Origin of the sequence: Pseudomonas sp. NY15437, assembly GCF_048068435.1 — a bacterium.
GTDB classification, from domain to species: Bacteria; Pseudomonadota; Gammaproteobacteria; order Pseudomonadales; family Pseudomonadaceae; genus Pseudomonas; species Pseudomonas nitroreducens_B.
Genome location: NZ_JBLUQC010000001.1, coordinates 540027 through 563114, shown reverse-complemented (window position 1 = coordinate 563114; position 23088 = coordinate 540027). Strand labels below are relative to the sequence as shown.

The window sequence follows — 23088 nt, the reverse complement described above, 5'->3', positions numbered from 1 at the left end:
TCGTCCGGCGGGGGCCTCTTTACTACCAATGTCCAGCGGGTTTTCCATTGCGCAAAAGCAAGACACCGGCACGAGGCCGGTGTCTTGTGGACCAGTGGTCGTTTTTACTCGACTGCCTTGACCATGTCTTCGATGACTTTCTTGGCGTCGCCGAAGACCATCATGGTCTTGTCCAGGTAGAACAGTTCGTTGTCCAGGCCGGCGTAGCCGCTGGCCATCGAGCGCTTGTTGACGATCACGGTCTTGGCCTTGTAGGCCTCGAGGATCGGCATGCCGGCGATCGGCGACTTCGGATCGTTCTTCGCGGCCGGGTTCACCACGTCGTTGGCGCCCAGTACCAGCACCACGTCGGTCTGGCCGAACTCGGAGTTGATGTCTTCCATCTCGAACACTTGCTCGTAAGGCACTTCCGCCTCGGCCAGCAGGACGTTCATGTGGCCCGGCATACGGCCGGCAACCGGGTGGATGGCGAACTTCACGTTGACGCCGCGATGGGTCAGCTTCTCCGCCAGCTCCATCAGCGCGTGCTGGGCACGGGCCACCGCCAGGCCGTAGCCGGGGACGATGATCACGCTGTCGGCGTTGGTCAGCAGGAAGGAGGCGTCGTCGGCCGAGCCGGATTTCACCGGGCGGGCTTCCTTGGCGCCCGCCGGGCCGCCAGCGTCGGCTTCGGCGCCGAAGCCACCGAGGATGACGTTGAAGAACGAGCGGTTCATCGCCTTGCACATGATGTAGGAGAGGATCGCGCCCGAGGAGCCGACCAGGGAGCCGGCGATGATCAGCATCGAGTTGTTCAGCGAGAAGCCGATACCAGCCGCGGCCCAGCCGGAGTAGGAGTTCAGCATCGACACCACCACCGGCATGTCCGCGCCGCCGATCGGGATGATGATCAGCACGCCGAGGATGAACGCCAGGGCCAGCATCACCACGAAGGCAGTCAGGTTGCCGCTGAACATGAACAGCAGGCCCAGGCCCAGGGTGGTCAGGCCCAGCACCAGGTTGAGCATGTGCTGGCCGGTGAACTGCACCGGGGCGCCCTGGAACAGGCGGAACTTGTACTTGCCCGACAACTTGCCGAAGGCGATCACCGAACCGGAGAAGGTGATGGCGCCGATGGCTGCGCCGAGGAACAGTTCCAGGCGGTTACCGGTGGGGATGGTGTCGCCCAGGTTCTGCACGATGCCCAGCGACTGCGGCTCGACCACGGCGGCGATGGCGATGAACACGGCGGCCAGGCCGATCATGCTGTGCATGAAGGCGACCAGTTCCGGCATCTTGGTCATCTCGACGCGTTTGGCCATGATCGAACCGGCGGTGCCGCCGATCAGCAGGCCGACGATCACGTAGACGATGCCGGTGGTGGCGATTTCGCTGCTGATCTTGAACACCAGGCCGACGGTGGTCAGCACGGCGATCGCCATGCCGATCATGCCGAACAGGTTGCCGCGGCGCGACGTGGTCGGGTGCGACAGGCCCTTGAGTGCCTGGATGAAGCAGACCGAGGCGATGAGGTAGAGGAGGGTGACGAGGTTCATGCTCATGTCAGTGCTTCTCCGCCTTCGGCGCTTTCTTCTTGAACATTTCCAGCATGCGACGGGTGACCAGGAAGCCACCGAACACATTCACGGCGGCCAGGGCCACGGCCAGGGTGCCCATGGCCTTGCCCAGCGGGGTCACGGTCAGGGCGGCGGCCAGCATGGCGCCGACGATCACGATCGCCGAGATGGCGTTGGTCACCGCCATCAGCGGGGTGTGCAGGGCAGGGGTGACGTTCCAGACCACGTGGTAGCCGACGTAGATCGCCAGCACGAAGATGATCAGGTTGTAGATGCCGTGGGAGATCAGCATGTCTTCCATAGTTTCTCACCGGTCTTCAGGGCCGGACGCGGGGTCCGGCGCGTTCTTATATAAGAAGGGCTCAGCCGTTCTTGCGCACGATCTGGCCGTCGCGGCACATCAGGCACGCGGCGACGATGTCGTCTTCCAGGTTCACCGTGAAGCCTTCGGCGGTCAGGGTGAGCTTGAGGAAGTCGAGCAGGTTGCGTGCGTAGAGTGCGGAGGCGTCCGCCGGCACCAGCGCGGCCAGGTTGCTCAGGCCGACGATGGTCACGCCGTGCTTGACCACGACCTGGTCGGCCTCGGTCAGCGGGCAGTTGCCGCCTTGCGATGCCGCGAGGTCGATGACCACCGAACCCGGCTTCATTTCGGCGACCGTCGCTTCATGCAGCAGGGTCGGCGCCTTGCGGCCCGGAATCAGCGCGGTGGTGATGACGATGTCCGACTGCTTGGCGCGCTCGTGCACGGCCTTGGCCTGGCGCTCCATCCACGAGGCAGGCATCGGGCGGGCGTAACCGCCCACGCCCTCGGCGCACTCGCGCTCTTCGTCGGTCTCGTAGGGCACGTCGACGAACTTGGCGCCCAGGGATTCGATCTGCTCCTTCACTGCCGGGCGCACGTCCGACGCCTCGATCACCGCGCCCAGGCGCTTGGCCGTGGCGATGGCCTGCAGGCCGGCGACGCCGGCGCCGAGGATCAGCACGCGGGCGGCCTTAACGGTGCCGGCGGCGGTCATCAGCATGGGCATGAAGCGCGGGTAGTGATTGGCAGCGAGCATCACGGCCTTGTAGCCGGCGATGTTGGCCTGGGAGGAGAGCACGTCCAGGCTCTGCGCGCGGGAAGTACGCGGCGCGGCCTCGAGGGCGAAGGCGGTGACGCCGCGTTCGGCCATGCGGGCGATGTTCTCGTTGTTGAACGGATTGAGCATGCCGATCAGCACGGTACCCGGCTTCATCTGCGCCAGCTCGCTTTCGCTGGGCGCGACAACCTTCAGCACGAGCTCTGCACCGAACGCATCGGCGGCAGTGCCGATCCTGGCGCCAACGGCCTCATAGGCGGCGTCCGGCTGGCTGGCGCTGACGCCCGCTCCGCTCTGGATGACGACCTGGTGGCCTTGCCCGATCAGTTTCTTGACCGTCTCCGGCGTTGCTGCGACCCGCGTCTCACCGGCTTGGGTCTCGAGGGGTACACCGATCTGCACTCGCAAATCTCCTGCGTGATCCTGGATTGTCCGGGCTACTGCGTTGGCGACCCGGGTTATCGAACTGGCAACGGTCTAATTGTTATTGTGTGACCGGGTGTGACCCGGCAGCCGCGGCATTGTGCAATCGAACCTGGAGGGCAGCAAGAAGTTCTGGAGTGGTACGAAGCGATAACTACAAGTCACGTTCAGACCCGCAGTTTTCCGGTCGCCACCCAGGCCGCGTGAGCCCTGGCGTTTAGCCTAATTGCCTATTGTGACCGGAAGGAAATGTCATCCTCGCCGTGAATGACCACCCATCAGAGGCTCCCCATGCCCGCCGAAAGGCCCAGTAATCCTGCAACAGGCTCAGGCATAGGTGTTAATTAATGTTTCTAATATGGAGTATGAGTCATTCCTGATGCCTGCCATTGCGTAGCAGATTTTTTACATTGACTACAGGGTCAGGAAAATCCGCGAAACGCTTCAAGGCCGCATGTGACGCGGTGCCAGGGGCGAGGGTGGCGGTGGGGCAGAGGACTCGGCTTTGCAAGGAAGCGTCGCAATGGCGCAGAAAAAACAACGGCCACCGTTGTCGGGTGGCCGTCAGGGGTGAGACACGGTGTCGCGGATCAGGGGGTGGCGCCGATCACGCCGGGGAGTTGAGCGGCCAGCTTGTCGTTGTGCAGCGGGGCGCGGATGAAGCCGTGCTGGGTGTTGTCCGGGCCGATGATCACGAGATTGCCGCTGTGGTCGACCGTGTAGTTGGGCTTGCTGGTATCCGCCGGGATGTAGGGGATGCTCATGGCGTTGGCGAGCTTCTGCACGTTCTCTTCCGAACCGGTGATGCCCTTGAAGCCGGCATTGAAGAAGCCGAGGTATTCCTTGATGCGCGGCGCGGTATCGCGGTGCGGGTCGACGCTGACGAACACCACCTGCAGGTTCTTCGCCACGTCCGGCGGCAGCTTGGTCTGCAGTTCGCGCAGCTGGGCCAGGGTGGTGGGGCAGACATCCGGGCAGAAGGTGTAGCCGAAGAACAGCAGGGACCATTTGCCCTTCAGGCTGGCGGTCTGGAACGGCTGGCCGTCCTGGTCGGTGAAGGTGAGGTCGGGGACGCTGCGGGTCTGCGGCAGGATGACGATGCCGGCGTCGAGCAGCACGGTCGGGTCGAGCTGGTGACGCTGGTTGAGCACCTTCTGCACGGTGAGGCCGAGGATCAGGGCGACGATGGCGACGAGGATGAAGACGGTCTTGTTGACTCGGGACATGGGGTTCTCGTGGGTCGGGACGTCTGGAATGAAGCAGAGATGTTCGCGAGCACGCTCGCTCCTACAGGGCGCCTGGTAGGAGCGAGCGTGCTCGCGGACCCTCAGTAGTTCAGGTGCAGCGGCAGGTAGTGGTCCACCAACAGCGCGATGAACAGCAGGAACAGGTAGGCGATAGAGTACTTGAAGGTCTTGATCGCCGCATGGGGTCGGCTGCCGCAGTAGAGCGCCCAGGCCCAGTCGAGGAAGCGCGCGCCCAGGGCCAGCGCGGCCAGCAGGTAGACCAGCCCGGCCATGTGGATGGCGAAGGGCATCAGAGTTACCGCGAACAGCACCAGGGTGTAGAGCAGGATGTGCAGCTTGGTGTAGTGCTCGCCGTGGGTCACCGGCAGCATCGGGATGTCGGCTTTGGCGTACTCGTCCTTGCGGTGCAGGCACAGCGCCCAGAAGTGCGGCGGGGTCCAGGCGAAGATGATCAGCACCAGCAGCAGCGGTTCGGCGGAGACCTGCCCGGTCACGGCGACCCAGCCCAGCAGCGGCGGGGCAGCGCCAGCGAGTCCGCCGATGACGATGTTCTGCGGCGTGGCGCGCTTGAGGAAGCCGGTGTAGAGCGCCGCGTAACCCAGCAGCGAAGCCAGGGTCAGCCAGGCCGTGAGCTCATTGGTGAACACCAGCAGCACTGCCATCCCGGCCACCGACAGCAGCATGGCGAAGCCCAGCGCGACGGGAGGCGAGACGCGTCCCTCGGCCAGCGGGCGCTTGTGGGTGCGCGCCATGATCGAATCGATGCGCCGGTCCACCACATGGTTCACCGCCGCCGCGCCCCCGGCGCACAGGCCGATGCCGAGGTTGCCGAAGACCAGCACCTGCCAGGGCACGCCGGCCTTGGTGGCGAGCAGCATGCCGATCAGCGAGGTGATCAGCATGAGCAGCACGACCTTGGGTTTGGTCAGTTCGAGCAGGTCGCGCCAGCTGGCGTGGCTGGAAGTGCTGATGACGCTGGCCATGGGCATTTCTCCTGACGTCTTCTAGTGGGACCGGCGCGCCGCGGCGCCGGCCATCGAGCTCAAGCGTGCAGATTCATCCCTGCGAGGGGTAAGCCACCGGGCGCTCCAGGGCGTCCAGGGCCATCGGGCTGCTGGCGGGCAGTTCGACGCGTTTTGCCGCGGGTGCGCGCACCCGGTAGTTCACCAGCACCAGCATCAGCAGCAGGAAGGCGCCGCCGCCGTTGTGCGCCACTGCCACCGGGAGCGGCAGGTGCAGCAGCACGTTGCTGATGCCCAGGCCGACCTGGAAGGACAGCCCCAGCAGCATCAGTGCGGTAATGCCGATCAGGCCGTGGCGCTGGAGGTTCCAGGCCAGCAGCAGGAGCACCGCGGTCACGCCCAGCGCGCCCATGCGGTGGGTCATGTGGATGGCCGTGCGGGCGTCGCTGTCGAGCTGGCCGCCCAGGTAGTTGGGGCCGATGTGCTGGGTGAGGTGGAAGCCGTTGGCGAAGTCCATGTCCGGCCACCACTGCCCATGGCACATCGGCAGGTCGATGCAGGCCACCGCCGCGTAGTTGCTGCTGACCCAGCCGCCGAGGGCGATCTGCCCGATCACCATCAGCAGCGCCAGCGCAGCCAGCGCGCGCAGTTTCGACGGCAGTTGCAGCGGGGCGAAGGCGCCGGACAGGCGCAGGCTGAGCAGGAACAGCAGCGACAGCGTGGTGAAGCCGCCGAGCAGGTGCGCAGTGACGACCTGCGGCCAGAGCTTGAGGGTGACCGTCCACATGCCGAACGCCGCCTGGGCGATCACCACCGCGAGCAGCAGCAGCGGCAGACGCAGCGGTTGGCCGTCGCGGCCGCGCCGCCGCAGCGCGTGCACCGCCAGCCCCAGGATCAGCAGGCCGAGGCTGCCGGCGAAGTAGCGATGGATCATCTCGTTCCAGCCCTTCTGCGCCTCCACCGGCGAGTCGGGGAAATGCATCTCGGCGTGGGCCAGCTGCGCCTCGTTCAGCGGCACGTGGGCGAAGCCGTAGCAGCCGGGCCAGTCCGGGCAGCCGAGGCCGGCGTGGGTCAGGCGCGTGTAGGCGCCCAGCAGGATCACCACGAAGGCCAGCGCCGTGGCCAGCACGGCGGGGTAGAAGGCGGGTTTGCGTCTTGCCTGGATCATCCGTCGCTCCCGATCTTGTTGTTGTCGTGGGCTGGCGAGAAAGGCGTCAACCGATGTTCGACAGCTTGAGCAGCAACTGCAGGTCCTTGAGGATCGACTTGCCGTCTGCCTTGGCGTCGTAACGCAGTACCAGGTTGCCGTGGGGGTCGACGATCCACAGCTGCGGCTGCGCGCCGGTGTGCTGGTTGGGCGCCAGGCCCAGGCGCTGCAGGCGCGGGTAGTCCTTGTCGAGCAGACCGGTGAAGTCGGCCGGCAGCGGCTTGGCGAAGGCGAGCACGTGTTCGGCGCGGCTGGCCTCGCGGCCCAGGCCGATGTTGATCTGGCGCGCCAGGTAGACCAGTTGCTGGCAGTCGCTGGCGCAGGCGTCCGGCGCGGTCACCAGCAGTTGCCACCGGTCGCTGGCCTTGTCGTCCTGCACGCCGAGGTCCGCCGGCGTCTGCCCGGTGGCAATCAGGTCGCCGTGGTAGCTGCGGCCTTCCGGCACCCAGAACTGCAGTTTGTACATGGCGGTGGCGAGCAGCATCGGCCCCAGCACCATGCCGAGGATCAGCAGCAGTTGCACGCGGCCGCGGCGGCGGGCGGTGGAGTCAGGCAGGGTCATGGCGGTCATGGTCGAGGGTCTCCCGTGCGCGACGGATGCCGAGGTAGAGGTAGAGGGCGGACAGCGCGATGGCCAGGGCGAACCACTGCACGGCGTAGCCGACGTGGCGCTCCGGCGGCATGGCGACGATCGGCCAGTCGGTGTCGAAGGCGGCGTCGCCCGGCTCCAGGCGGATTTCCAGCGGGCTGCCTTCGCGGCCGAGCTGGTCCCACAGGAAGGGCGCATCCACCTGGGTGATCAGCCGCGGCCAGCTGGCCAGCGGGGGGCTCTGACCGGGGGCGGGCGGAACGTAGGTCCAGGCGTCCAGCAGCAGGTCGTGAGTGGGTGTCTCGATCTTCGGCGGCACGCGGCGGTCGGGCCAGGGCACCCAGCCGCGATTGACCAGCAGCCACTGGTGGCCGACGCGGTCGAATAAGGGTTGCAGCACCTCGACGCCGGCCTGGCCGTTGCGGGTGCGGTTGTCGAGCAGGGCGGTGTGTTCGGCGTCGAGCTGGCCTTGCAGGCGCACGCGCACGTAGCTGCGCGGCGGCTGGCGTTCGAGCTCGGCGATGCTGATCGGGTCCTGCTGGCGCTGCGCTTCGGCGACGGCGAGCAGGGTGCGCTTTTCGGCGGCGCGGGACAGTTGCCAGAAGCCCAGGCCGATCAGCACCGGCAGCAGGGCGAGGACCACCAGGGTCGGCGCGATGCCGGGCCGGAAGGCGCGGGTGGCGCGGCTTCCCTGTGCGGGATCGGGCCGGTGCTCGGAAGCGTGCTGGCTATACTGCAAGACATCCCCCTCAACCCCAGTCCCCTGCGGACAGGAGGCCGGTAGTGCTCAAAGCTGCGATCGTTCTGCTGTTGCTGGCGACCGTCGTCAGCCTGTTCAGTGGCCTGTTCTTCCTGGTCAAGGACGAGGGCCATGGTTCGCGGGTGGTCAACGCGCTGACCGTGCGGGTCACCCTTACCGCCCTGACACTTGCTCTCATCGCCTGGGGCTTCTTCAGCGGCCAACTCGGCAGCTCCGCCCCCTGGCATTTCTAGTTCCGTCCTGCTCTTTGTAGGAGCGAGCTTGCTCGCGAATCTTTATTCCTGACGCAATGGCATCAGGCGGTTCGCGAGCAAGCTCGCTCCTACAGGTTCTCCCGCGTTAAAGCACGTAAACGAAGATGAACAGCCCGATCCACACCACGTCGACGAAGTGCCAGTACCAGCTGGCCGCCTCGAAACCGAAGTGTTTGTCGGCGTCGAAATGCCCGCGGATGATGCGGATCAGCATGATGCTCAGCATGATCGCGCCGATGGTCACGTGGGCGCCGTGGAAGCCGGTGAGCATGAAGAAGGTCGCGCCGTAGATGCCCGAGCCCAGGGTCAGGCCCAGCTCGCTATAGGCCTCGTGGTACTCGTAGGCCTGCAGCACCAGGAAGCACGCGCCCAGCGCCACGGTCGCAGCCAGCCACAGCTTCAGCGGGCCGCGGTGGTTCTTCTTCAGCGCGTGGTGGGCGAAGGTCACGGTGAAGCTGGAGGTGACCAGCAGCAGGGTGTTGATCAGCGGCAGCTTCCACGGATCGATCACTTCCTTGGGCGGCGGGAACAGCTTGTTGTCCGGGTTGTTCAGCTGCGGCCAGCCGGTTTCGAACTGCGGCCAGAGCATGTGCGAGATGCCGTGGTGGCCCTCGCCACCCAGCCACGGGTTGACGAAGTGGCGCACGTAGAACAGCGCGCCGAAGAAGGCGGCGAAGAACATCACTTCGGAGAAGATGAACCAGCTCATGCCCCAGCGGAAGGAGCGGTCCATCTGCGGGCTGTAGAGCCCGCCGCGGCTTTCCTTGATGACGTTGCCGAACCAGCCGAACAGCATGTACGCCAGGATCAGCCCGCCGGCGAAGAAGATCCAGGGGCCGTGGGAATGGTCCTTGCCGGCGCTCATGTCGTTCATCCAGGTGCCGACGCCGAACATCGTCACCAGCATGCCGATGGTGGCGATGATCGGCCACTTGCTCTGCGCGGGGACGTAATAGGGATCGTGGGTTGCCATCTCTCTTGTTCTCCTTTGCCCTTCAGCGCTCGTTACTGGCCACGGGTGGCTTGCGGGCAGTGATGTCGAACAGCGTGTAAGCCAGCGTCAGGTGACGCACATCCTTGGGCAGGTCGCGGTCGACGATGAAGCGCACCGGCATTTCGATGCGCTCGCCCGGCTGCAACACCTGCTGGGTAAAGCAGAAGCATTCGGTCTTGTGGAAGTAGGTGGCCGCCACCGATGGCGCGATGCTCGGGATCGCCTGGGCGGTCATCGGCTTGTCGGTGGGGTTGCGGGCGACGAACAGCATCTGGTTCACCGCGCCCGGATGCACCACCAGTTGCTCGGCCTCGGGGTGGAACTCCCAGACCATGTCGATGTTGTTGTTGGCGACGAACTGGATCTTCACCTCGCGCGACTGATCGACCACCTGGCCGTCGCCCTGGTAGGCGCTGCCGGAGGTCTTGCCGTTGATGCCCAGTGCCTTGCACATCACGTCGTACAGCGGCACCAGGGCGAAGCCGAAGGCGAACATGGCGACCACGGCAATGACCAGCCGGGTCACCAGCTTGCGCGTTTCGATGTTGCCGTCGCTCATGGGTCGATTCCTCAACCTGTAGGAGCGAGCTTGCTCGCGAACCGCTTGATGCCTTGGCCTCCTGGGAGACCCGTTCGCGAGCAAGCTCGCTCCTACACGTTCGTGCTTACTTCACCTCGGGCGGCGTGGTGAAGGTGTGGTAGGGCGCCGGCGAGGGAATGGTCCATTCCAGGCCTTCCGCGCCGTCCCACGGTTTGGCCGGTGCCGGCTTGCCGCCCTTGATGCACTTGATGACGATGAACAGGAACAAGAGCTGCGTGGTGCCGAACATGAAGGCGCCGATGGACGAGACCATGTTGAAGTCGGCGAACTGCAGGTTGTAGTCCGGAATCCGCCGCGGCATGCCGGCCAGCCCGACGAAGTGCATCGGGAAGAACGCCAGGTTCATGCCGATGAAGCTCATCCAGAAGTGCAGCTTGCCCAGGGTTTCGTCGTACATGTGGCCGGTCCACTTCGGCAGCCAGTAGTAGGCCGAAGCGAAGATGCCGAAGATCGCGCCGGGCACCAGCACGTAGTGGAAGTGCGCCACCACAAAGTAGGTGTCCTGGTACTGGAAGTCCGCCGGGGCGATGGCCAGCATCAGGCCGGAGAAGCCGCCGATGGTGAACAGGATGACGAAGGCCACGGCGAACAGCATGGGCGTCTCGAAGGTCAGCGAGCCCTGCCACATGGTCGACGCCCAGTTGAACACCTTCACCCCGGTGGGCACGGCGATCAGCATGGTCGCGTACATGAAGAACAGCTCGCCCACCAGCGGGATGCCCACCACGAACATGTGGTGCGCCCACACCACGAAGGACAGGAAGGCGATCGAGGCGGTGGCGTAGACCATCGAGGTGTAGCCGAACAGCGGTTTGCGGCTGAAGGCCGGGATGATCGAGCTGACGGCGCCGAACGCCGGCAGGATCATGATGTACACCTCGGGGTGGCCGAAGAACCAGAACACGTGCTGGAACAGCACCGGGTCGCCGCCGCCGGCCGCGCTGAAGAAGCTGGTGCCGAAGTGGATGTCCATCAGCATCATCGTCACGCACCCCGCCAGCACCGGCATCACCGCGATCAGCAGGAAGGCGGTGATCAGCCAGGTCCAGACGAACAGCGGCATCTTCATCAGCGTCATGCCCGGGGCGCGCAGGTTGAGGATGGTGGCGATCACGTTGATCGCGCCCATGATCGAACTCATGCCCATCAGGTGGATAGCGAAGATGAAGAAGGTCACGCTGTGCGGCGCGAAGGTGGTGGAGAGCGGCGCGTAGAAGGTCCAGCCGAAGTTCGGGCCGCCGCCGGGCATGAACAGGGTGCTCACCAGCAGGCCGAAGGCCGCCGGCAGCAGCCAGAAGCTGAAGTTGTTCATGCGCGGCAAGGCCATGTCCGGCGCGCCGATCATCAGCGGCACCATCCAGTTGGCCAGACCGACGAAGGCCGGCATCACCGCGCCGAAGACCATCACCAGGCCGTGCATGGTGGTCATCTGGTTGAAGAACGCCGGCTCCACGATCTGCAGGCCCGGCTGGAACAGTTCGGCGCGGATCACCATGGCGAACGAGCCGCCCAGCAGGAAGGCGCAGAAGCTGAACCACAGGTACAGCGTGCCGATGTCCTTGTGGTTGGTGGTCAGTACCCAGCGCATCAGGCCCTTGGCGGGGCCGTGGTGGTGGTCGCCGGCGTGAGAATGGTCGGGGTGATCGATCACGGTACTCATCGCGGCCTCCTTATTGTTGTTTCTGCTTGTAGGCGACCACTTCTTGCGGGGTCACCATGTCGCCGTCGTTGTTGCCCCAGGCGTTGCGCTCGTACGTGATCACCGCGGCGATGTCGACTTCCGAGAGCTGTTTGCCGAAGGCCGCCATGGCCGTGCCCTGGACGCCGTTGAACACGGTCTCCAGGTGGTGCTCCTTGGGCCCGGTGACGATCTTCGAACCCTTGAGCGCCGGGAACATCGGCGGCATGCCCTGGCCTTCAGGCTGGTGACAGGCGGCGCAGATGGTGTGGTAGACCTTGTCGCCACGGGCGACCAGTTCTTCCTTCGTCCATTCCTTGCTGGTCAGCTCCTTGAGCTTGGCGGCTTCTTCCTTGCGCTCGGCCAGCCACTTGTCGAAGTCCGGCTTGGACTTCACGTCCACCACGATGGGCATGAAGCCGTGGTCCTTGCCGCACAGCTCGGCGCACTGGCCGCGGTAGACGCCGGGCTGGTCGACCTTGGTCCAGGCCTCGTTGACGAAGCCGGGGATGGCGTCGCGCTTGACCGCGAAGGCCGGCACCCACCAGGAATGGATCACGTCGCTGGAGGTGACCAGGAAGCGCACCTTGACCCCGGCCGGCAGCACCAGCGGGTTGTCCACCTCCAGCAGGTAGTGCTCGTCCTTGTCGGCCTTGTTGTGGATCTGGTCCTGGGGCGTGGCGAGGTTGGAGAAGAACTCCACGTCCTGGCCCAGGTACTTGTACTGCCACTTCCACTGGTAGCCGGTGACCTGCACGTCCAGCTCGGGCTCCGAGGTGTCGTACATGTGGATCAGCGTCTTGGTGGCCGGGACGGCCATCACCACCAGGATCAGGAAGGGAATGACGGTCCAGAGGATTTCCACCGTGGTGCTCTCGTGGAAATGCGCGGGCTGCTGCCCGGTGGACCGGCGGTGGACGATCATCGACCAGAACATCGCGCCGAAGACGACGATGCCGATGACCACGCAGATCCAGAAGATCGTCATGTGCAGATCGAAAACGTTACGGCTGACTTCCGTCGCACCGGGGGCCATGTTGACCGTCCAGGCGGCGTTTGCCTGACTGAAAGCCAAGAGCAAAAGGAAGCCCATCCAGACTCGTGGATGTCGCAGCATTCGGGTTCCCCTTATCGTTGTTTTTATCCCGCCGGCATAGCGCCCTGGCTGCAAACCCCATTGCAGAGGGTTCGAGCCTGAACAAGCCAACGGCCAAGGGAGTGACCGCCAAGACAACTTACTTTGACGTCGTACCTCGGCAGCACGCAGGGCAGGCCGGGTCCATCAGGTTTTCGGTGTGTCGAAGCGGAGTATAGCCAGGGGTTGCGACATAACAACGCAGAGTAAAAACCCTGTTTGAAAGACCGAAGTGCGATCTCAAAGCCACGGATGACGCGGGTTTGAGGTACCATGCTGGCGGTCTGATATGCCCCGTCGGCATAACCAGTTCATGAATATGACAATCGCGTCTTAGCTACGCCCGGGGTGCGGCTAAGGTGTTTCTTCACTTTCCAAACCCGCTGTCTTGGAGCTGTCATGAACACCGCTGCACTGCGTGAGCTGATCCGGAACGCCCATCTGCTCGAATCCCGCCACGGCCACCTTGCCCGCCTGATCCAGAGCCAACTGCAAAGCCTGCACAAAAGCATCGCCCTGGCCGGCGAGGATTCCAGCGGTACGCTGACACGCTTCGTCCATGCCTATATCGAGCAGGTGCCGGACTTCCTCGACGCCGCCAATGCGGTGGCCCGCGCCGCCGGCATCGAAGACCGCATCAAGCCGGTGCTCAAGCTCGCCGAGCAGTTCTTCCTCACTCCGCCCGCGCTGCTCGACGGCCACGACGGCCTGGATGCGCTGCTGGACGAGGCGTACCTCGCCCATCGCCTGGTGGAAGAAGTGAACGACCGCTACATCGCCCACTTCAACCAGCCGCTGATCCCGCTGGACACCACGGTGGCCAACCTGGTGGCGCACCAGCTGATCGGCGAACCCTTCGCCAACCAGCTGGACGAGGCGGTGCACCACGCGGTCAACGGCATGCTCGACGACAGCACCTTCAGTGCTGAATCCGCCGTCAGCTACCGCGCACGCCTCAACGACCCGCAGGTGGTCATGGCCTGGCAGCAGTGGCCGTGCCTGTCGCGGCAGTTCGGCGTCGAGCTGGAGCTGGGCCGCGACTGAGGCTCAGCCCGCGCCCTGCAACGCGCGCATCCGCCCCTCCACGCGGCGGCGCAGGCCGTTGCCCTCGATGGATAGCCGGCAGCCGCTGGCCGCGGCGCTGCGGCCCCAGTCTTCCAGCAGCTCCATGCAGGCGTGGTCGATGTAGCTCAGGTGCTGCAGCGGCACGCGCAGGTGCGTGCCCGGCTTCACCGACTGCAGCGCCTGGGACAGCGCCGGCACCTTGAGGAAGGTCGCCGCGCCCACCAGGCGCAGTTCGGCGCCGTCGCCGGTGTCGTCGTAGCGCAGGTTGATCTTCAGCCGGGCGGCCTTGAACACCAGTTTCAGCACCGTCAGCGCAAAGCCCAGGAGCACGCCGGTCAGCAGGTCGGTGGCGACGATGGCCAGCGCCGTGGCCGCGTGCACCAGCATCGGCATCCGGCCGTAGCGGCCCAGCGAGCGCAGCGCCTTCAGGTCCACCAGCTTGATGCCGGTGTAGACCAGCACGCCGGCCAGGCTGGCAATCGGGATCTGCCGCAGCAGCCCGCCCAGCAGCACGACGAACGCCAGCAGCCACAGGCCATGGAAGATCGCCGACGCGCGACTGCGCGCGCCGGCCTGCACGTTGGCCGAGCTGCGCACGATCACCCCGGTCATCGGCAGCGCACCGACCAGCCCGCAGAGCATGTTGCCCACGCCCTGGGCGCTCAGCTCGCGGTCCATGTCCGAGCGCGGGCCGTTGTGCATGCGGTCCACCGCGGCGGCCGAGAGCAGCGTTTCGGCACTGGCGATGAAGGCGACCACCACGGCGGCCAACAGCAGCGTCGGGTCGAGCAGGGCGGCCAGGTCGCCCGGGCGGACCCAGTCGATGGCGTCGCCGAGGTTCTGCGGCACGCTCACCCGCAGCACCTCCAGCTGCAGCGCGACGCTCGCCAGGGTCGCCAGGCTCACCCCGATCAGCGCGCCGGGCAGCATGCGCAGCCGGCTCGGCTTGAAGCGGTCCCACAGTGCCATGCAGGCCATGGTGCCCAGCCCGAGCAGCGCCGCATCGAAGCCGCTGGCCTCGGACAGCAGCGCGGAGGGGAACGCCAGCAGGTTATCCAGCCCGGACGCCTGCGGCTTGAGGTCGAGCATCACGTGCACCTGCGACAGCACGATGAGAATGCCGATGCCCGCGAGCATGCCGTACACCACCGCTGGCGAGGTGACGCGAAACCAGCAGCCCAGGCGCAGGCGTCCGGCCAGCAACTGCAATGCGCCGGCCAGCAGCAGGATCGGCCCGAGCATGGCCATGCCATGGGCGCGCACCAGTTCGAAGACGAGCACCGCAAGGCCCGCCGCCGGGCCGCTGACCTGTAGCGGGGAGCCGGCGAGGAAGCCGACCACCAGGCCGCCGATGATGCCGGTGACCAGGCCCTTGGCCGGCGGCATGCCCGAGGCGATGGCGATGCCCATGCACAGCGGCAGGGCGACGAGAAACACCACCACCGACGCGAGCAGGTCGCGCGGCAGCACGTGGCGCAGCTGGGAAAAAGCGGATGGAACAGAGTGGGAGGCCGACATGGCGCTGTTCTCCTTCGAGCATTTTTCGGGCGCGCGAATGCCCACGACGCTGGTCTCGACCGCATCGACACGCGCAATTCAAGGGATGGCGAACGCGGTGGGGCGTACGCCTCAGGCAGGGATCAAGTGAGGAACGGAGCGCGGCGTTTGTTCTGGCGGGCCGCCGCGCCCCGGATTACTGCTACGGGCGGCTTACTGCGGGGAGTAACGAGCGCGGGGCGTCGCGCTGGGCGTCGGGCCTTCGCCGTCGAGGGCGCGGAAGCGGCCTTCCTGGGCGTCGTAGGCCTTGATGGCGCTGGTCTCGATGTCATACACCCAGCCGTGGATGAACAGCTGGCCGGAAGCCAGGCGCGCAGCCACCGACGGGTGGGTCTTCAGGTGGTCCAGCTGGGCCACGACGTTTTCCTCGGTGAGCACGCCCAGGTGTTCCTGGGTGGCGCAACCGCAGGTCTGGGCCACCACGGTGCGGGCCACTTCGGCGTGGCGCAGCCAGGCTTTTACCGTCGGCATGCCTTCCAGGGTCTGCGGTGCCAGCACCGCCTTCATGGCGCCGCAGTCGGAGTGGCCGCAGACGATGATGTGCTGCACGCCCAGCGCCATGACGGCGAACTCGATGGCGGTGGATACGCCGCCGTTCATCTGGCCATAGGGCGGCACCACGTTGCCGACGTTGCGGGTCACGAACAGGTCGCCCGGCGAGCTCTGGGTAATCAGCTCGGGAACGATGCGCGAGTCGGCGCAGGTAATGAACATGGCGCGCGGGTTCTGCGCGTGGGCCAGCTTCTTGAACAGCTCTTCCTGTTGCGGGAAGACCTCATGGCGGAACTGGCGGAAGCCCTCGACGATATGGCGCAGCGCCTCGTCAGCGGACTCGTGGGCGTGATCCTCACCGTGCGTTTTGTCGTTCATGTATCAGCCTCGAAGAATGACGAAGAATTTTCCCACGTCAGCCGACGCTCTCCCCAGGGAGAAAAGGCACAGGCGTGGGAAAAAATCTGTCGTGACCGGTTAGTCACTTTGTGTTCAAACCCTAGCCAACGAAGATTAAACCAAAATTAAAAAACCGCTCTGGAATGAGCTTTTGCACGATGTTTCACCGATATTCCACGATGATATCGGCAAGCTATCATGGCAAAGCGATGTTGCGATGATGCTATCCCACGGGTCGAAATATCATACAAGACAGCCGCGTGAAGGCTGTCAGAACAGGCTCATCTGACTGCGCGGTGGCGCGAAGGCCGTGCAGTCCAGGCCGAAATCGCCGCGCCGGTTCAGGCCCAGGCGGCGCAACGCGACCTCGAAGCGCTTGGCCAGCAGCTCGGCGAACGGGCCCTCGCCGCGGAAGCGGTGGCCGAAGCGGCTGTCGTAGATTTCCCCGCCGCGCACCTGGCGGATCAGGCTCATCACATGGCTCGCCCGTTGCGGGTAGTGCGCCGCCAGCCATTCCTCGAACAACGGCCCGACCTCCCGCGGCAGGCGCAGCATCATGTAGTTGGCGCTCTGCGCCCCGGCATCGTGGGCGGCCTCGAGCAGCGCTTCCAGCTCTCGGTCGTTGACCATCGGGATCATCGGCGAGCACAGCACGCCCACCGGGATGCCGTGTTCGCGCATCACGCGAATCGCCCGCAAGCGTGCGGACGGTGCGGCGGCGCGGGGTTCCAGGATGCGTTTCAACTCGTCGTCCAGGGTGGTCAGGCTGATCATCACCGCCACCAGCCGGTGCTGCGCCAGTTCGGCCAGCAGGTCCAGGTCACGCAGGATCAGCGAACCCTTGGTGACGATGGTCACCGGGTGGCGGAAGCGCAGCAGTACTTCGAGTATCTGCCGGGTCAGCCGTTGCTGGCGCTCGATGGGCTGGTAGGGGTCGGTATTGGCCCCCAGGTTGATCGGCGCACAGACGTAGCCCTTGCGGCTCAACTCCTCTTCGAGCACCTCGGCGGCGTTGGTCTTGGCGATCAGCTTCGTCTCGAAATCCAGCCCTGGCGACAGGTCCCAGTAGGCATGGCTGGGCCGCGCATAGCAGTAGATGCAGCCATGCTCGCAGCCCCGATAGGGGTTGATGGAGCGGTCGAAAGGCAGGTCCGGCGACTGGTTGCGCGAGATCACCGTCTTCGCCCGCTCCGTGCGGATTTCGGTCACCTGGGGCTTGGGTACCTCGTCGTACCAGTCGTTATCCACAGGCACCGAGGTGGTCGGCGCGAAGCGGTTGTGCGGATTGCTGGCGGTGCCCCGGCCGCGGGGTGGAAGGGACGTGCTCATGTGGGAAGACTCTGAAGAAATACTGTATATGAATACAGTAATCCACGGAGTTTTCCACAGCCAGCACTAACTGCTCGGCGGTGTGATTCGCCACCGTCTGTAGGAGCGAGCTTGCTCGCGAACAGTGCCAGCCGGCAGCTCCCGCGCGGGTCGGTTCGCGAGCAAGCTCGCTCCTACAGGGTGGACCTACAGCAGCCGGGTGAACAGCCAGTACAGCCCTGCCGCCAGACCGATGGCTGCCGGCAGGGTCAGCACCCAGGCCAGCAGCATGTTGCGGATGGTCGGCCATTGCAGGCCGCTGCCGTTGGCGGCCATGGTGCCGGCCACGCCGGAGGAGAGCACCTGGGTCGTCGAGACCGGCAGGCCGAAGCCATCCGCCGCGCCGATGGTGAGCATGGCCACCAGTTGCGCCGAGGCGCCCTGTGCATAGGTCAGCGGCGTCTTGCCGATGCCCTCGCCCACCGTGGTGACGATGCGCCGCCAGCCCACCAGCGTGCCCAGGCCCAGCGCCAGCGCCACGGCGACCTTCACCCACACCGGGATGAAACGGATGGTGCGGTCGGCTTCCGCCCGCAGCGCCTGCAGGCTGCTCCAGGTTTCCAGCTCGAAGCGCTGGCCGCTGCGGTCCAGCAGGCGGATGGTTTCCAGGCTCAGGTAGAGGTCGTTGCGCAGGTCCTTCACGTCCTCGCCGGGCACCTTGTCCAGCTGCCCGTAGCGTGCCAGGCGTACACCGACATCGCCGATCACCCGGCCCAGCGATGGCAGCAGGTCCGGCCGCACTACCTCGTCGTCCTGGTAGCTCAGCAGCGCCGCGCGCGGGTCCGCGGCGGGGCTGCCGCCGCTGCGCTGCAGTTGCGCCTGGGCGGCATGGGTGAGGGCCAGCAACTGGCGGGTCTGTTCCGGCGAGTGCGCGCGATCCACCGCGAACGCCAGGGGAACGGTGGCGATCAGGATCAGCATGATCAGGCCGATGCCCTTCTGCCCATCGTTGGAGCCGTGGGCAAAGGACACGCCGGTACAGGTCAGGATGAGGATCGCGCGAATCCACCGGGGCGGCGGCGTGCGGCCCTTCGGCGCGTGGAACAGCGCGCGGTTGCGGATGCTCGCGCTGGCGACCCGCAACAGCACGAAGGCGGCGAAGAAGCCCACCACCGGTGAGAGGAACAGCGCATAGCCCACCGTCAACAGTTGCGACCAGGCGTTGCCGGACAGCCCGATGTGCCCGGCCATGGCGCCGTGGGCCAAGCCGATGCCGACGATGGAGCCGATCAGCGTGTGCGAGGAGGACACCGGCAAGCCCAGCCACCAGGTGCCGAGGTTCCACAGGATCGAGGCGATCAGCAGGGCGAAGATCATCGCCAGGCCCGCGCTGCTGTCCACCTTGAGCAGCAGGTCCAGCGGCAGCAGCGAGACAATGGCGAAGGCCACCGCGCCGCTGGAAAAGAGCACGCCGAGGAAATTCCACACCCCCGACCAGGCCACGGCAAAACGCGGCGGCAGGGCGTTGGTGTAGATCACCGTGGCCACCGCATTGGCGGTGTCGTGGAAGCCGTTGATGAACTCGAAGCCCAGGGCGATCAGCAGCGTGACCCCCAGTACCAGCATCGGCCAGCCCGGCTCCAGATGCGTGCCGCTGGCGCGGATGTCGTGTCCCAGCGCCGTGAAGGTGAACACCAGCGCAGCGGCCAGCAGCACGAAGAAGGTCAGTCGCCCCTTGAAGCCGTGGGTCTCGCGCAGCACGGGGCTGATGGGGAACTGCGTCAGGCGCGAGGCGCGCATCACCTCGAGCATGCCAAAGCGGTCAAGCACAGGAGGGCTTCCTTGGGGTCAATGGCGGCATCGGGCGGATTCCTTGCGGCGATGCCCTACAGACTAGCCGGCCATGGAGATCATGGGTTCATCGGGCGAGTGGGGGCAGGGACGAGTCCTGCCGATGGGCAGTGGCCTCCCTTGCGCGCAGTTTCGGAACTCGCGGCTCGGCGCCGTACCAGCTTCGATGGCTCAGCGCCGATCCTGCGCTGCGCTATACACCTCGCCACGCTCGCGTTTGCCAACCGCAACGACGGCAATCACCACGCGCTTTTCCTCGACGCGGTAGACCAGCCGATAGCCTGCCGAGCGCAGCTTGATCTTGTAGTGGTCCGCCAGCCCATGCAGGGCGTCGGCCGGTACGCGAGGTTCTTCCAGGCGGTCGGCGAGTTTGCGTTTGAATTGCTCCCGCACCGTATGGCCCAGCTTGCGCCACTCCTTCAGTGCGGCGGGGAGAAATTCCAGCTCATAGGTCATCGAGCGATACCGGGATGCCTTTTTCTCCCAGTCGCGAGCGGGCGATTTCCGCCAGCTCCAGGTCTTCCAGGCGCTCCAGGATCGACTCGAACAGCTCCGCCGGCACCATGTAGCCCATCACCTTGTTGTGGTTGAGCACCGCCACCGGCTCGCCACCGGATTCGGCCAGCACGGCGGAGGGATTCTTCTTCAGTTCCGAGACGCTGACGGCCGTACTGGCAAGTAAATTCTGCATGAAAAAAGCTCCAAATAATGTCCGGAATTCTGGTCATTACAGGGGCGGCCGGCAAGAGCGAATCGGCGGAAACAGAAATGCCCCGGCAAGCCGGGGCATTTTCCGTGCGTCACGCGGGCGTTATTCCTGCGGCTTCTTCAGCTTCGGATTGGGGAAGAACTGCACCCCCTGCACCTTCGGGTCCTTGGGCTTGTCCAGGGCGCTGGTGTTGACGCGGGTGGACAGCTCCTTGGGCACCGACTGGCCCTGGGCGTTGAGCGTGTCGGCGTAGCCGCAGGCGACGCATTCGCGGTGCGGTACGCCGTCGACGTCCCACATCACGATCTTGTCCTGCTCGCTGCACGCCGGGCAGACGGCCCCGGCGATGAAGCGCTTCTTCACCTCGCTCATCAGGCGGCCTCCTCGGTCAGGCCCGAGTGGCGCAGCAGGGCGTCGATGGACGGCTCGCGGCCACGGAAGGCCACGAACAGCGCCATCGGTTCCTGGGAGCCGCCCTTGGCCAGGATCGCCTCGCGGAAGGCCGCGCCGGTCGCCGGGTTGAGCACGCCTTCTTCCTCGAAGCGGGAGAACGCGTCGGCGGACAGCACCTCGGCCCACTTGTAGCTGTAGTAACCGGCCGCGTAGCCGCCGGCGAAGATGTGCGCGAAGCTGTTGGCGAAGCGGTTGTACGCCGGCGGGCGCATCACCGCGACTTCATCGCGGATCGCCTCGATCACGTCGAGCACGCTGCGGCCGTCGCCGTGGGTGGCGTGCAGCTCGAAGTCGAACAGCGAGAATTCCAGCTGGCGGACCATCATCAGCCCGGACTGGAAGTTCTTCGCGGCGAGCATCTTCTCCAGCAGGTCCTGGGGCAGCGGCGCGCCGGTCTCATAGTGGCCGGAGATCAGCGCCAGGCCCTCGGGCTCCCAGCACCAGTTCTCCATGAACTGGCTCGGCAGTTCCACCGCGTCCCAGGCCACGCCGTTGATGCCCGAGGCGCCGGCGTGCTCGACGCGGGTCAGCAGGTGGTGCAGGCCGTGGCCGAATTCGTGGAACAGCGTGGTGACTTCATCGTGGGTCAGCAGCGCCGGCTTGCCGTTCACCGCCGGGGTGAAGTTGCACACCAGGTACGCCACCGGCGATTGCAGCTCGCCACCGGCGGTGCGGCGACGGTCGCGGGCGCCGTCCATCCACGCGCCGCCGCGCTTGTTGGCGCGGGCGTAGAGGTCGAAGTAGAAGCGGCCGACGTGCTGGCCGTTTTCCTCGATCTCGAACAGGCGCACGTCCGGGTGCCAGCGCTCGAAGTCGCTCAGCTCGCGGATGTGGATGCCGTAGAGCTTCTGCACGATGGCGAACAGGCCGGAGAGCACCTTGTCGATCGGGAAGTATTCGCGCAGGGCTTCCTGGGAGACGCTGTAGCGCGCTTCGCGCAGCTTCTCGCCGAAGTAGCTGGCGTCCCAGCTGGACAGGTTCGGGCAACCCTGCTCGGCCGCGTAGGCCTTGAGCTGCGCAAGGTCCTGGGCGGCGAAGGGCTTGCTGCGCACGGCCAGGTCGCGCAGGAAGTGCAGGACCTGCTCGGGGGTCTCGGCCATCTTGGTGGCCAGGGACAGCTCGGCGAAGTTGGCAAAGCCCAGCAGGCGCGACAGTTCCTGGCGCAGGTCGAGGATTTCCTGCATCACCGGGCCGTTGTCGTTCTGCCCGGCGTTCGGGCCCTGGTCGGAAGCGCGGGTGCAGTACGCGGCGTAGACCTCTTCGCGCAAGTCGCGGTCTTCGGCATAGGTCATCACCGCGTAGTAGCTGGGGAATTCCAGGGTGATCAGCCAGCCGTCCAGCTCCTTGGCCTGGGCGGCCTGCTGCATCTGCGCCTTGGCCGATTCGGTGAGGCCGGCCAGCGCCGCTTCGTCGGTGATGTGCTTGGTCCAGGCCTGGGTGGCGTCCAGCAACTGGTTGGAGAAGCGGCTGCCCAGCTCGGACAGGCGCGTCTGGATCTCGGCGTAGCGCTGCTGCTGCTCGGCCGGCAGGTCGATACCCGACAGGCGGAAGTCGCGCAGGGCGTGTTCGAGGATGGTCTTCTGCGCCACGTCGAAGTCCTTCGACTCGGGGCTTCCGGCCAGCGCCTCGTAGGCCTTGAACAGCTCGCGGTTCTGGCCCAGTTCGGTCCAGTAGGCGGACAGCAGCGGCAGGCAGCCTTCGTAGGCCTCGCGCAGCTCGGCGCTGTTGCACACCGCGTTGAGGTGGCTGACCGGGCTCCAGGCCTTGCCCAGGCGGTCATGCAGTTCGTCCATGCTCAGCACCAGGCCGGCCCAGGTCGGGGTGCCGTTCTGCTGGGCGAGGATGCGCGCGATGGCGGCGCGGTTGTCGGCGAGGATCTGCTCGATGGCCGGCTTCACGTGCTCGGGGCGAATGGAGGAGAAGGGCGGCAGGTCGTAGCTCTGCAGAAGGGGATTCGCGCTCACGGTGGCACCTTGGCTGAAGAAACACCCGGCCATCTTAAATACAATCGGCGTCAACCGCAGCTTGAGGACGACTATCGTGACGATTCGAACCTATCAGGGCAAAACGCCATCCCTCGGCGAGCGCGTTTTCGTCGACGCCAGCGCCGTGGTCATCGGCGACGTGGAGATCGGCGCGGACAGCTCGGTGTGGCCGCTGGTGGTGATCCGCGGCGACATGCACCGCATCCGCATCGGTGCGCGCACCAGCGTGCAGGACGGCAGCGTGCTGCACATCACCCACGCCGGCCCCTTCAACCCGGACGGCTTCCCGCTGACCATCGGCGACGAGGTGACCATCGGCCACAAGGTGCTGCTGCACGGCTGCACTATCGGCAGCCGCATCCTGGTGGGCATGGGCTCCATCGTCATGGATGGCGCGGTGATCGAGGACGAGGTGATCCTCGGCGCCGGCAGCCTGGTGCCGCCGGGCAAGACGCTGGAGAGCGGCTTCCTCTATGTCGGCAGCCCGGTGAAGAAGGCCCGGCCGCTGACCGACAAGGAGCGCGCGTTCTTCAGCTATACCGCGGGGAACTACGTGAAGCTGAAGGACCAGCACCTCGCCGAGGGTTACGCGGGCTGAGTAAGTCCGCCTTTTCGGGCGGTTCGCGAGCAAGCTCGCTCCTACGAAAGCGGGCATATCCCTGTAGGAGCGAGCTTGCTCGCGAACCATCACCTCCACCGATGCCCGATGGCGGATAACGCTAGAGGCGTTATGCGCCCTACATCGAGGCCGGCCCGCCAGACGGCCTGCCGTGCCGAACCCCGC

Annotated in this window: 24 protein-coding genes; 4 read left to right on the top strand and 20 right to left on the bottom strand. The window is 65.7% G+C overall.

Annotation, left to right across the window (positions count from 1 at the left end):
• Positions 1-104: 104 nt before the first annotated feature.
• The 8 genes from ACNFIA_RS02645 to ACNFIA_RS02610 form a co-directional block, all read right to left on the bottom strand.
• Positions 105-1541, bottom strand: coding sequence for an NAD(P)(+) transhydrogenase (Re/Si-specific) subunit beta (locus ACNFIA_RS02645; protein WP_416782765.1), 1437 nt, complete (start codon positions 1539-1541; stop codon positions 105-107).
• A gap of 1 nt (position 1542) precedes the next feature.
• Positions 1543-1857 (bottom strand): NAD(P) transhydrogenase subunit alpha, encoded by a 315-nt coding sequence (locus tag ACNFIA_RS02640; RefSeq protein ID WP_015474896.1) that lies wholly within the window; start codon positions 1855-1857, stop codon positions 1543-1545.
• A gap of 61 nt (positions 1858-1918) precedes the next feature.
• Entirely contained in the window at positions 1919-3037 is a 1119-nt protein-coding gene (locus ACNFIA_RS02635) for a Re/Si-specific NAD(P)(+) transhydrogenase subunit alpha (RefSeq protein WP_259758384.1), read from the bottom strand.
• Between the two features lie 611 nt (positions 3038-3648).
• Positions 3649-4284, bottom strand: coding sequence for an SCO family protein (locus tag ACNFIA_RS02630; protein WP_416782764.1), 636 nt, complete (start codon positions 4282-4284; stop codon positions 3649-3651).
• Positions 4285-4385: 101 nt separating this feature from the next.
• Positions 4386-5288, bottom strand: a complete 903-nt coding sequence (cyoE, locus tag ACNFIA_RS02625) for a heme o synthase (RefSeq protein ID WP_416782763.1) — start codon at positions 5286-5288, stop codon at positions 4386-4388.
• A 73-nt stretch (positions 5289-5361) separates the two neighbouring features.
• The gene (locus ACNFIA_RS02620; protein ID WP_416782762.1) at positions 5362-6435 is read right to left on the bottom strand and encodes a COX15/CtaA family protein; all 1074 of its coding nucleotides are present in this window, start codon (positions 6433-6435) and stop codon (positions 5362-5364) included.
• Between the two features lie 46 nt (positions 6436-6481).
• Entirely contained in the window at positions 6482-7045 is a 564-nt protein-coding gene (locus tag ACNFIA_RS02615) for a hypothetical protein (RefSeq protein WP_259758388.1), read from the bottom strand.
• Positions 7023-7802, bottom strand: coding sequence for an SURF1 family protein (locus ACNFIA_RS02610; protein WP_416782761.1), 780 nt, complete (start codon positions 7800-7802; stop codon positions 7023-7025). Before ACNFIA_RS02610 ends, ACNFIA_RS02615 begins: the two co-directional genes overlap by 23 nt.
• 44 nt (positions 7803-7846) lie before the next feature.
• On the opposite strand from ACNFIA_RS02610, the gene ACNFIA_RS02605 reads away from it, so the two are divergent.
• Positions 7847-8056: a twin transmembrane helix small protein gene (locus ACNFIA_RS02605; protein WP_037011706.1), complete on the top strand. Its 210-nt coding sequence runs from the start codon at positions 7847-7849 to the stop codon at positions 8054-8056.
• 106 nt (positions 8057-8162) lie between these two features.
• On the opposite strand, the gene ACNFIA_RS02600 is transcribed toward ACNFIA_RS02605, so the two are convergent.
• The 4 genes from ACNFIA_RS02600 to coxB all read right to left on the bottom strand — a co-directional run bounded on the left by ACNFIA_RS02600 (position 8163) and on the right by coxB (position 12467).
• A complete protein-coding gene (locus ACNFIA_RS02600) occupies positions 8163-9050 on the bottom strand; it encodes a cytochrome c oxidase subunit 3 (RefSeq protein WP_259758391.1) in 888 nt (295 codons plus the stop codon).
• 22 nt (positions 9051-9072) lie between these two features.
• Positions 9073-9630, bottom strand: a complete 558-nt coding sequence (locus ACNFIA_RS02595) for a cytochrome c oxidase assembly protein (protein ID WP_017517727.1) — start codon at positions 9628-9630, stop codon at positions 9073-9075.
• A 106-nt stretch (positions 9631-9736) separates the two neighbouring features.
• Positions 9737-11332, bottom strand: a complete 1596-nt coding sequence (gene ctaD / locus ACNFIA_RS02590; protein WP_017517728.1) for a cytochrome c oxidase subunit I — start codon at positions 11330-11332, stop codon at positions 9737-9739.
• Positions 11333-11342: 10 nt separating this feature from the next.
• Positions 11343-12467 carry a cytochrome c oxidase subunit II gene (gene coxB / locus ACNFIA_RS02585; RefSeq protein WP_416782760.1) on the bottom strand — a complete coding sequence of 375 codons (1125 nt, stop codon included), beginning with the start codon at positions 12465-12467 and terminating at the stop codon, positions 11343-11345.
• A gap of 417 nt (positions 12468-12884) precedes the next feature.
• Between coxB and ACNFIA_RS02580 the strand changes: the two genes are divergently transcribed.
• The gene (locus ACNFIA_RS02580) at positions 12885-13529 is read left to right on the top strand and encodes a hypothetical protein (RefSeq protein WP_416782759.1); all 645 of its coding nucleotides are present in this window, start codon (positions 12885-12887) and stop codon (positions 13527-13529) included.
• A 3-nt stretch (positions 13530-13532) separates the two neighbouring features.
• Here ACNFIA_RS02580 and ACNFIA_RS02575 read toward each other — a convergent pair whose 3' ends face one another.
• The gene (locus ACNFIA_RS02575; protein WP_416782758.1) at positions 13533-15068 is read right to left on the bottom strand and encodes a SulP family inorganic anion transporter; all 1536 of its coding nucleotides are present in this window, start codon (positions 15066-15068) and stop codon (positions 13533-13535) included.
• Here ACNFIA_RS02575 and ACNFIA_RS02570 point away from each other — a divergent pair.
• Positions 15067-15198: a hypothetical protein gene (locus ACNFIA_RS02570; protein WP_259758396.1), complete on the top strand. Its 132-nt coding sequence runs from the start codon at positions 15067-15069 to the stop codon at positions 15196-15198. The two genes, ACNFIA_RS02575 and ACNFIA_RS02570, sit on opposite strands and share 2 nt — an antisense overlap.
• A 62-nt stretch (positions 15199-15260) precedes the next feature.
• Here ACNFIA_RS02570 and ACNFIA_RS02565 read toward each other — a convergent pair whose 3' ends face one another.
• The 7 genes from ACNFIA_RS02565 to prlC all read right to left on the bottom strand — a co-directional run bounded on the left by ACNFIA_RS02565 (position 15261) and on the right by prlC (position 22283).
• Positions 15261-15977, bottom strand: coding sequence for a carbonic anhydrase (locus ACNFIA_RS02565; protein WP_259758397.1), 717 nt, complete (start codon positions 15975-15977; stop codon positions 15261-15263).
• Between the two features lie 291 nt (positions 15978-16268).
• Positions 16269-17327, bottom strand: a complete 1059-nt coding sequence (locus tag ACNFIA_RS02560) for a PA0069 family radical SAM protein (protein WP_416782757.1) — start codon at positions 17325-17327, stop codon at positions 16269-16271.
• 186 nt (positions 17328-17513) lie between these two features.
• A complete protein-coding gene (locus ACNFIA_RS02555; protein ID WP_416783009.1) occupies positions 17514-19118 on the bottom strand; it encodes an inorganic phosphate transporter in 1605 nt (534 codons plus the stop codon).
• A 210-nt stretch (positions 19119-19328) separates the two neighbouring features.
• Positions 19329-19613, bottom strand: a complete 285-nt coding sequence (locus ACNFIA_RS02550) for a type II toxin-antitoxin system RelE family toxin (RefSeq protein WP_416782756.1) — start codon at positions 19611-19613, stop codon at positions 19329-19331.
• Entirely contained in the window at positions 19603-19848 is a 246-nt protein-coding gene (locus ACNFIA_RS02545; RefSeq protein ID WP_259758403.1) for a type II toxin-antitoxin system Phd/YefM family antitoxin, read from the bottom strand. Before ACNFIA_RS02545 ends, ACNFIA_RS02550 begins: the two co-directional genes overlap by 11 nt.
• Positions 19849-19968: 120 nt before the next feature.
• Positions 19969-20238 (bottom strand): YheV family putative zinc ribbon protein, encoded by a 270-nt coding sequence (locus ACNFIA_RS02540; RefSeq protein WP_259758404.1) that lies wholly within the window; start codon positions 20236-20238, stop codon positions 19969-19971.
• Complete coding sequence (gene prlC / locus ACNFIA_RS02535; RefSeq protein WP_416782755.1) at positions 20238-22283, bottom strand: oligopeptidase A; 2046 nt, start codon at positions 22281-22283, stop codon at positions 20238-20240. Before prlC ends, ACNFIA_RS02540 begins: the two co-directional genes overlap by 1 nt.
• Before the next feature lie 76 nt (positions 22284-22359).
• Between prlC and ACNFIA_RS02530 the strand changes: the two genes are divergently transcribed.
• Positions 22360-22902: a gamma carbonic anhydrase family protein gene (locus tag ACNFIA_RS02530; RefSeq protein WP_259758406.1), complete on the top strand. Its 543-nt coding sequence runs from the start codon at positions 22360-22362 to the stop codon at positions 22900-22902.
• The last annotated feature ends 186 nt before the right edge of the window (positions 22903-23088 follow it).

Coding starts and splice junctions, on each gene's coding strand:
- ACNFIA_RS02645 (WP_416782765.1), bottom strand. CDS start 1,541: ATGAGCATGAACCTCGTCACCCTCCTCTACCTCATCGCCTCGGTCTGC.
- ACNFIA_RS02640 (WP_015474896.1), bottom strand. CDS start 1,857: ATGGAAGACATGCTGATCTCCCACGGCATCTACAACCTGATCATCTTC.
- ACNFIA_RS02630 (WP_416782764.1), bottom strand. CDS start 4,284: ATGTCCCGAGTCAACAAGACCGTCTTCATCCTCGTCGCCATCGTCGCC.
- cyoE (WP_416782763.1), bottom strand. CDS start 5,288: ATGGCCAGCGTCATCAGCACTTCCAGCCACGCCAGCTGGCGCGACCTG.
- ACNFIA_RS02620 (WP_416782762.1), bottom strand. CDS start 6,435: ATGATCCAGGCAAGACGCAAACCCGCCTTCTACCCCGCCGTGCTGGCC.
- ACNFIA_RS02615 (WP_259758388.1), bottom strand. CDS start 7,045: ATGACCGCCATGACCCTGCCTGACTCCACCGCCCGCCGCCGCGGCCGC.
- ACNFIA_RS02600 (WP_259758391.1), bottom strand. CDS start 9,050: ATGGCAACCCACGATCCCTATTACGTCCCCGCGCAGAGCAAGTGGCCG.
- ACNFIA_RS02595 (WP_017517727.1), bottom strand. CDS start 9,630: ATGAGCGACGGCAACATCGAAACGCGCAAGCTGGTGACCCGGCTGGTC.
- ctaD (WP_017517728.1), bottom strand. CDS start 11,332: ATGAGTACCGTGATCGATCACCCCGACCATTCTCACGCCGGCGACCAC.
- coxB (WP_416782760.1), bottom strand. CDS start 12,467: ATGCTGCGACATCCACGAGTCTGGATGGGCTTCCTTTTGCTCTTGGCT.
- ACNFIA_RS02580 (WP_416782759.1), top strand. CDS start 12,885: ATGAACACCGCTGCACTGCGTGAGCTGATCCGGAACGCCCATCTGCTC.
- ACNFIA_RS02570 (WP_259758396.1), top strand. CDS start 15,067: ATGGCGCTGTTCTCCTTCGAGCATTTTTCGGGCGCGCGAATGCCCACG.
- ACNFIA_RS02575 (WP_416782758.1), bottom strand. CDS start 15,068: ATGTCGGCCTCCCACTCTGTTCCATCCGCTTTTTCCCAGCTGCGCCAC.
- ACNFIA_RS02565 (WP_259758397.1), bottom strand. CDS start 15,977: ATGAACGACAAAACGCACGGTGAGGATCACGCCCACGAGTCCGCTGAC.
- ACNFIA_RS02560 (WP_416782757.1), bottom strand. CDS start 17,327: ATGAGCACGTCCCTTCCACCCCGCGGCCGGGGCACCGCCAGCAATCCG.
- ACNFIA_RS02555 (WP_416783009.1), bottom strand. CDS start 19,118: ATGCTCGAGGTGATGCGCGCCTCGCGCCTGACGCAGTTCCCCATCAGC.
- ACNFIA_RS02550 (WP_416782756.1), bottom strand. CDS start 19,613: ATGACCTATGAGCTGGAATTTCTCCCCGCCGCACTGAAGGAGTGGCGC.
- ACNFIA_RS02545 (WP_259758403.1), bottom strand. CDS start 19,848: ATGCAGAATTTACTTGCCAGTACGGCCGTCAGCGTCTCGGAACTGAAG.
- ACNFIA_RS02540 (WP_259758404.1), bottom strand. CDS start 20,238: ATGAGCGAGGTGAAGAAGCGCTTCATCGCCGGGGCCGTCTGCCCGGCG.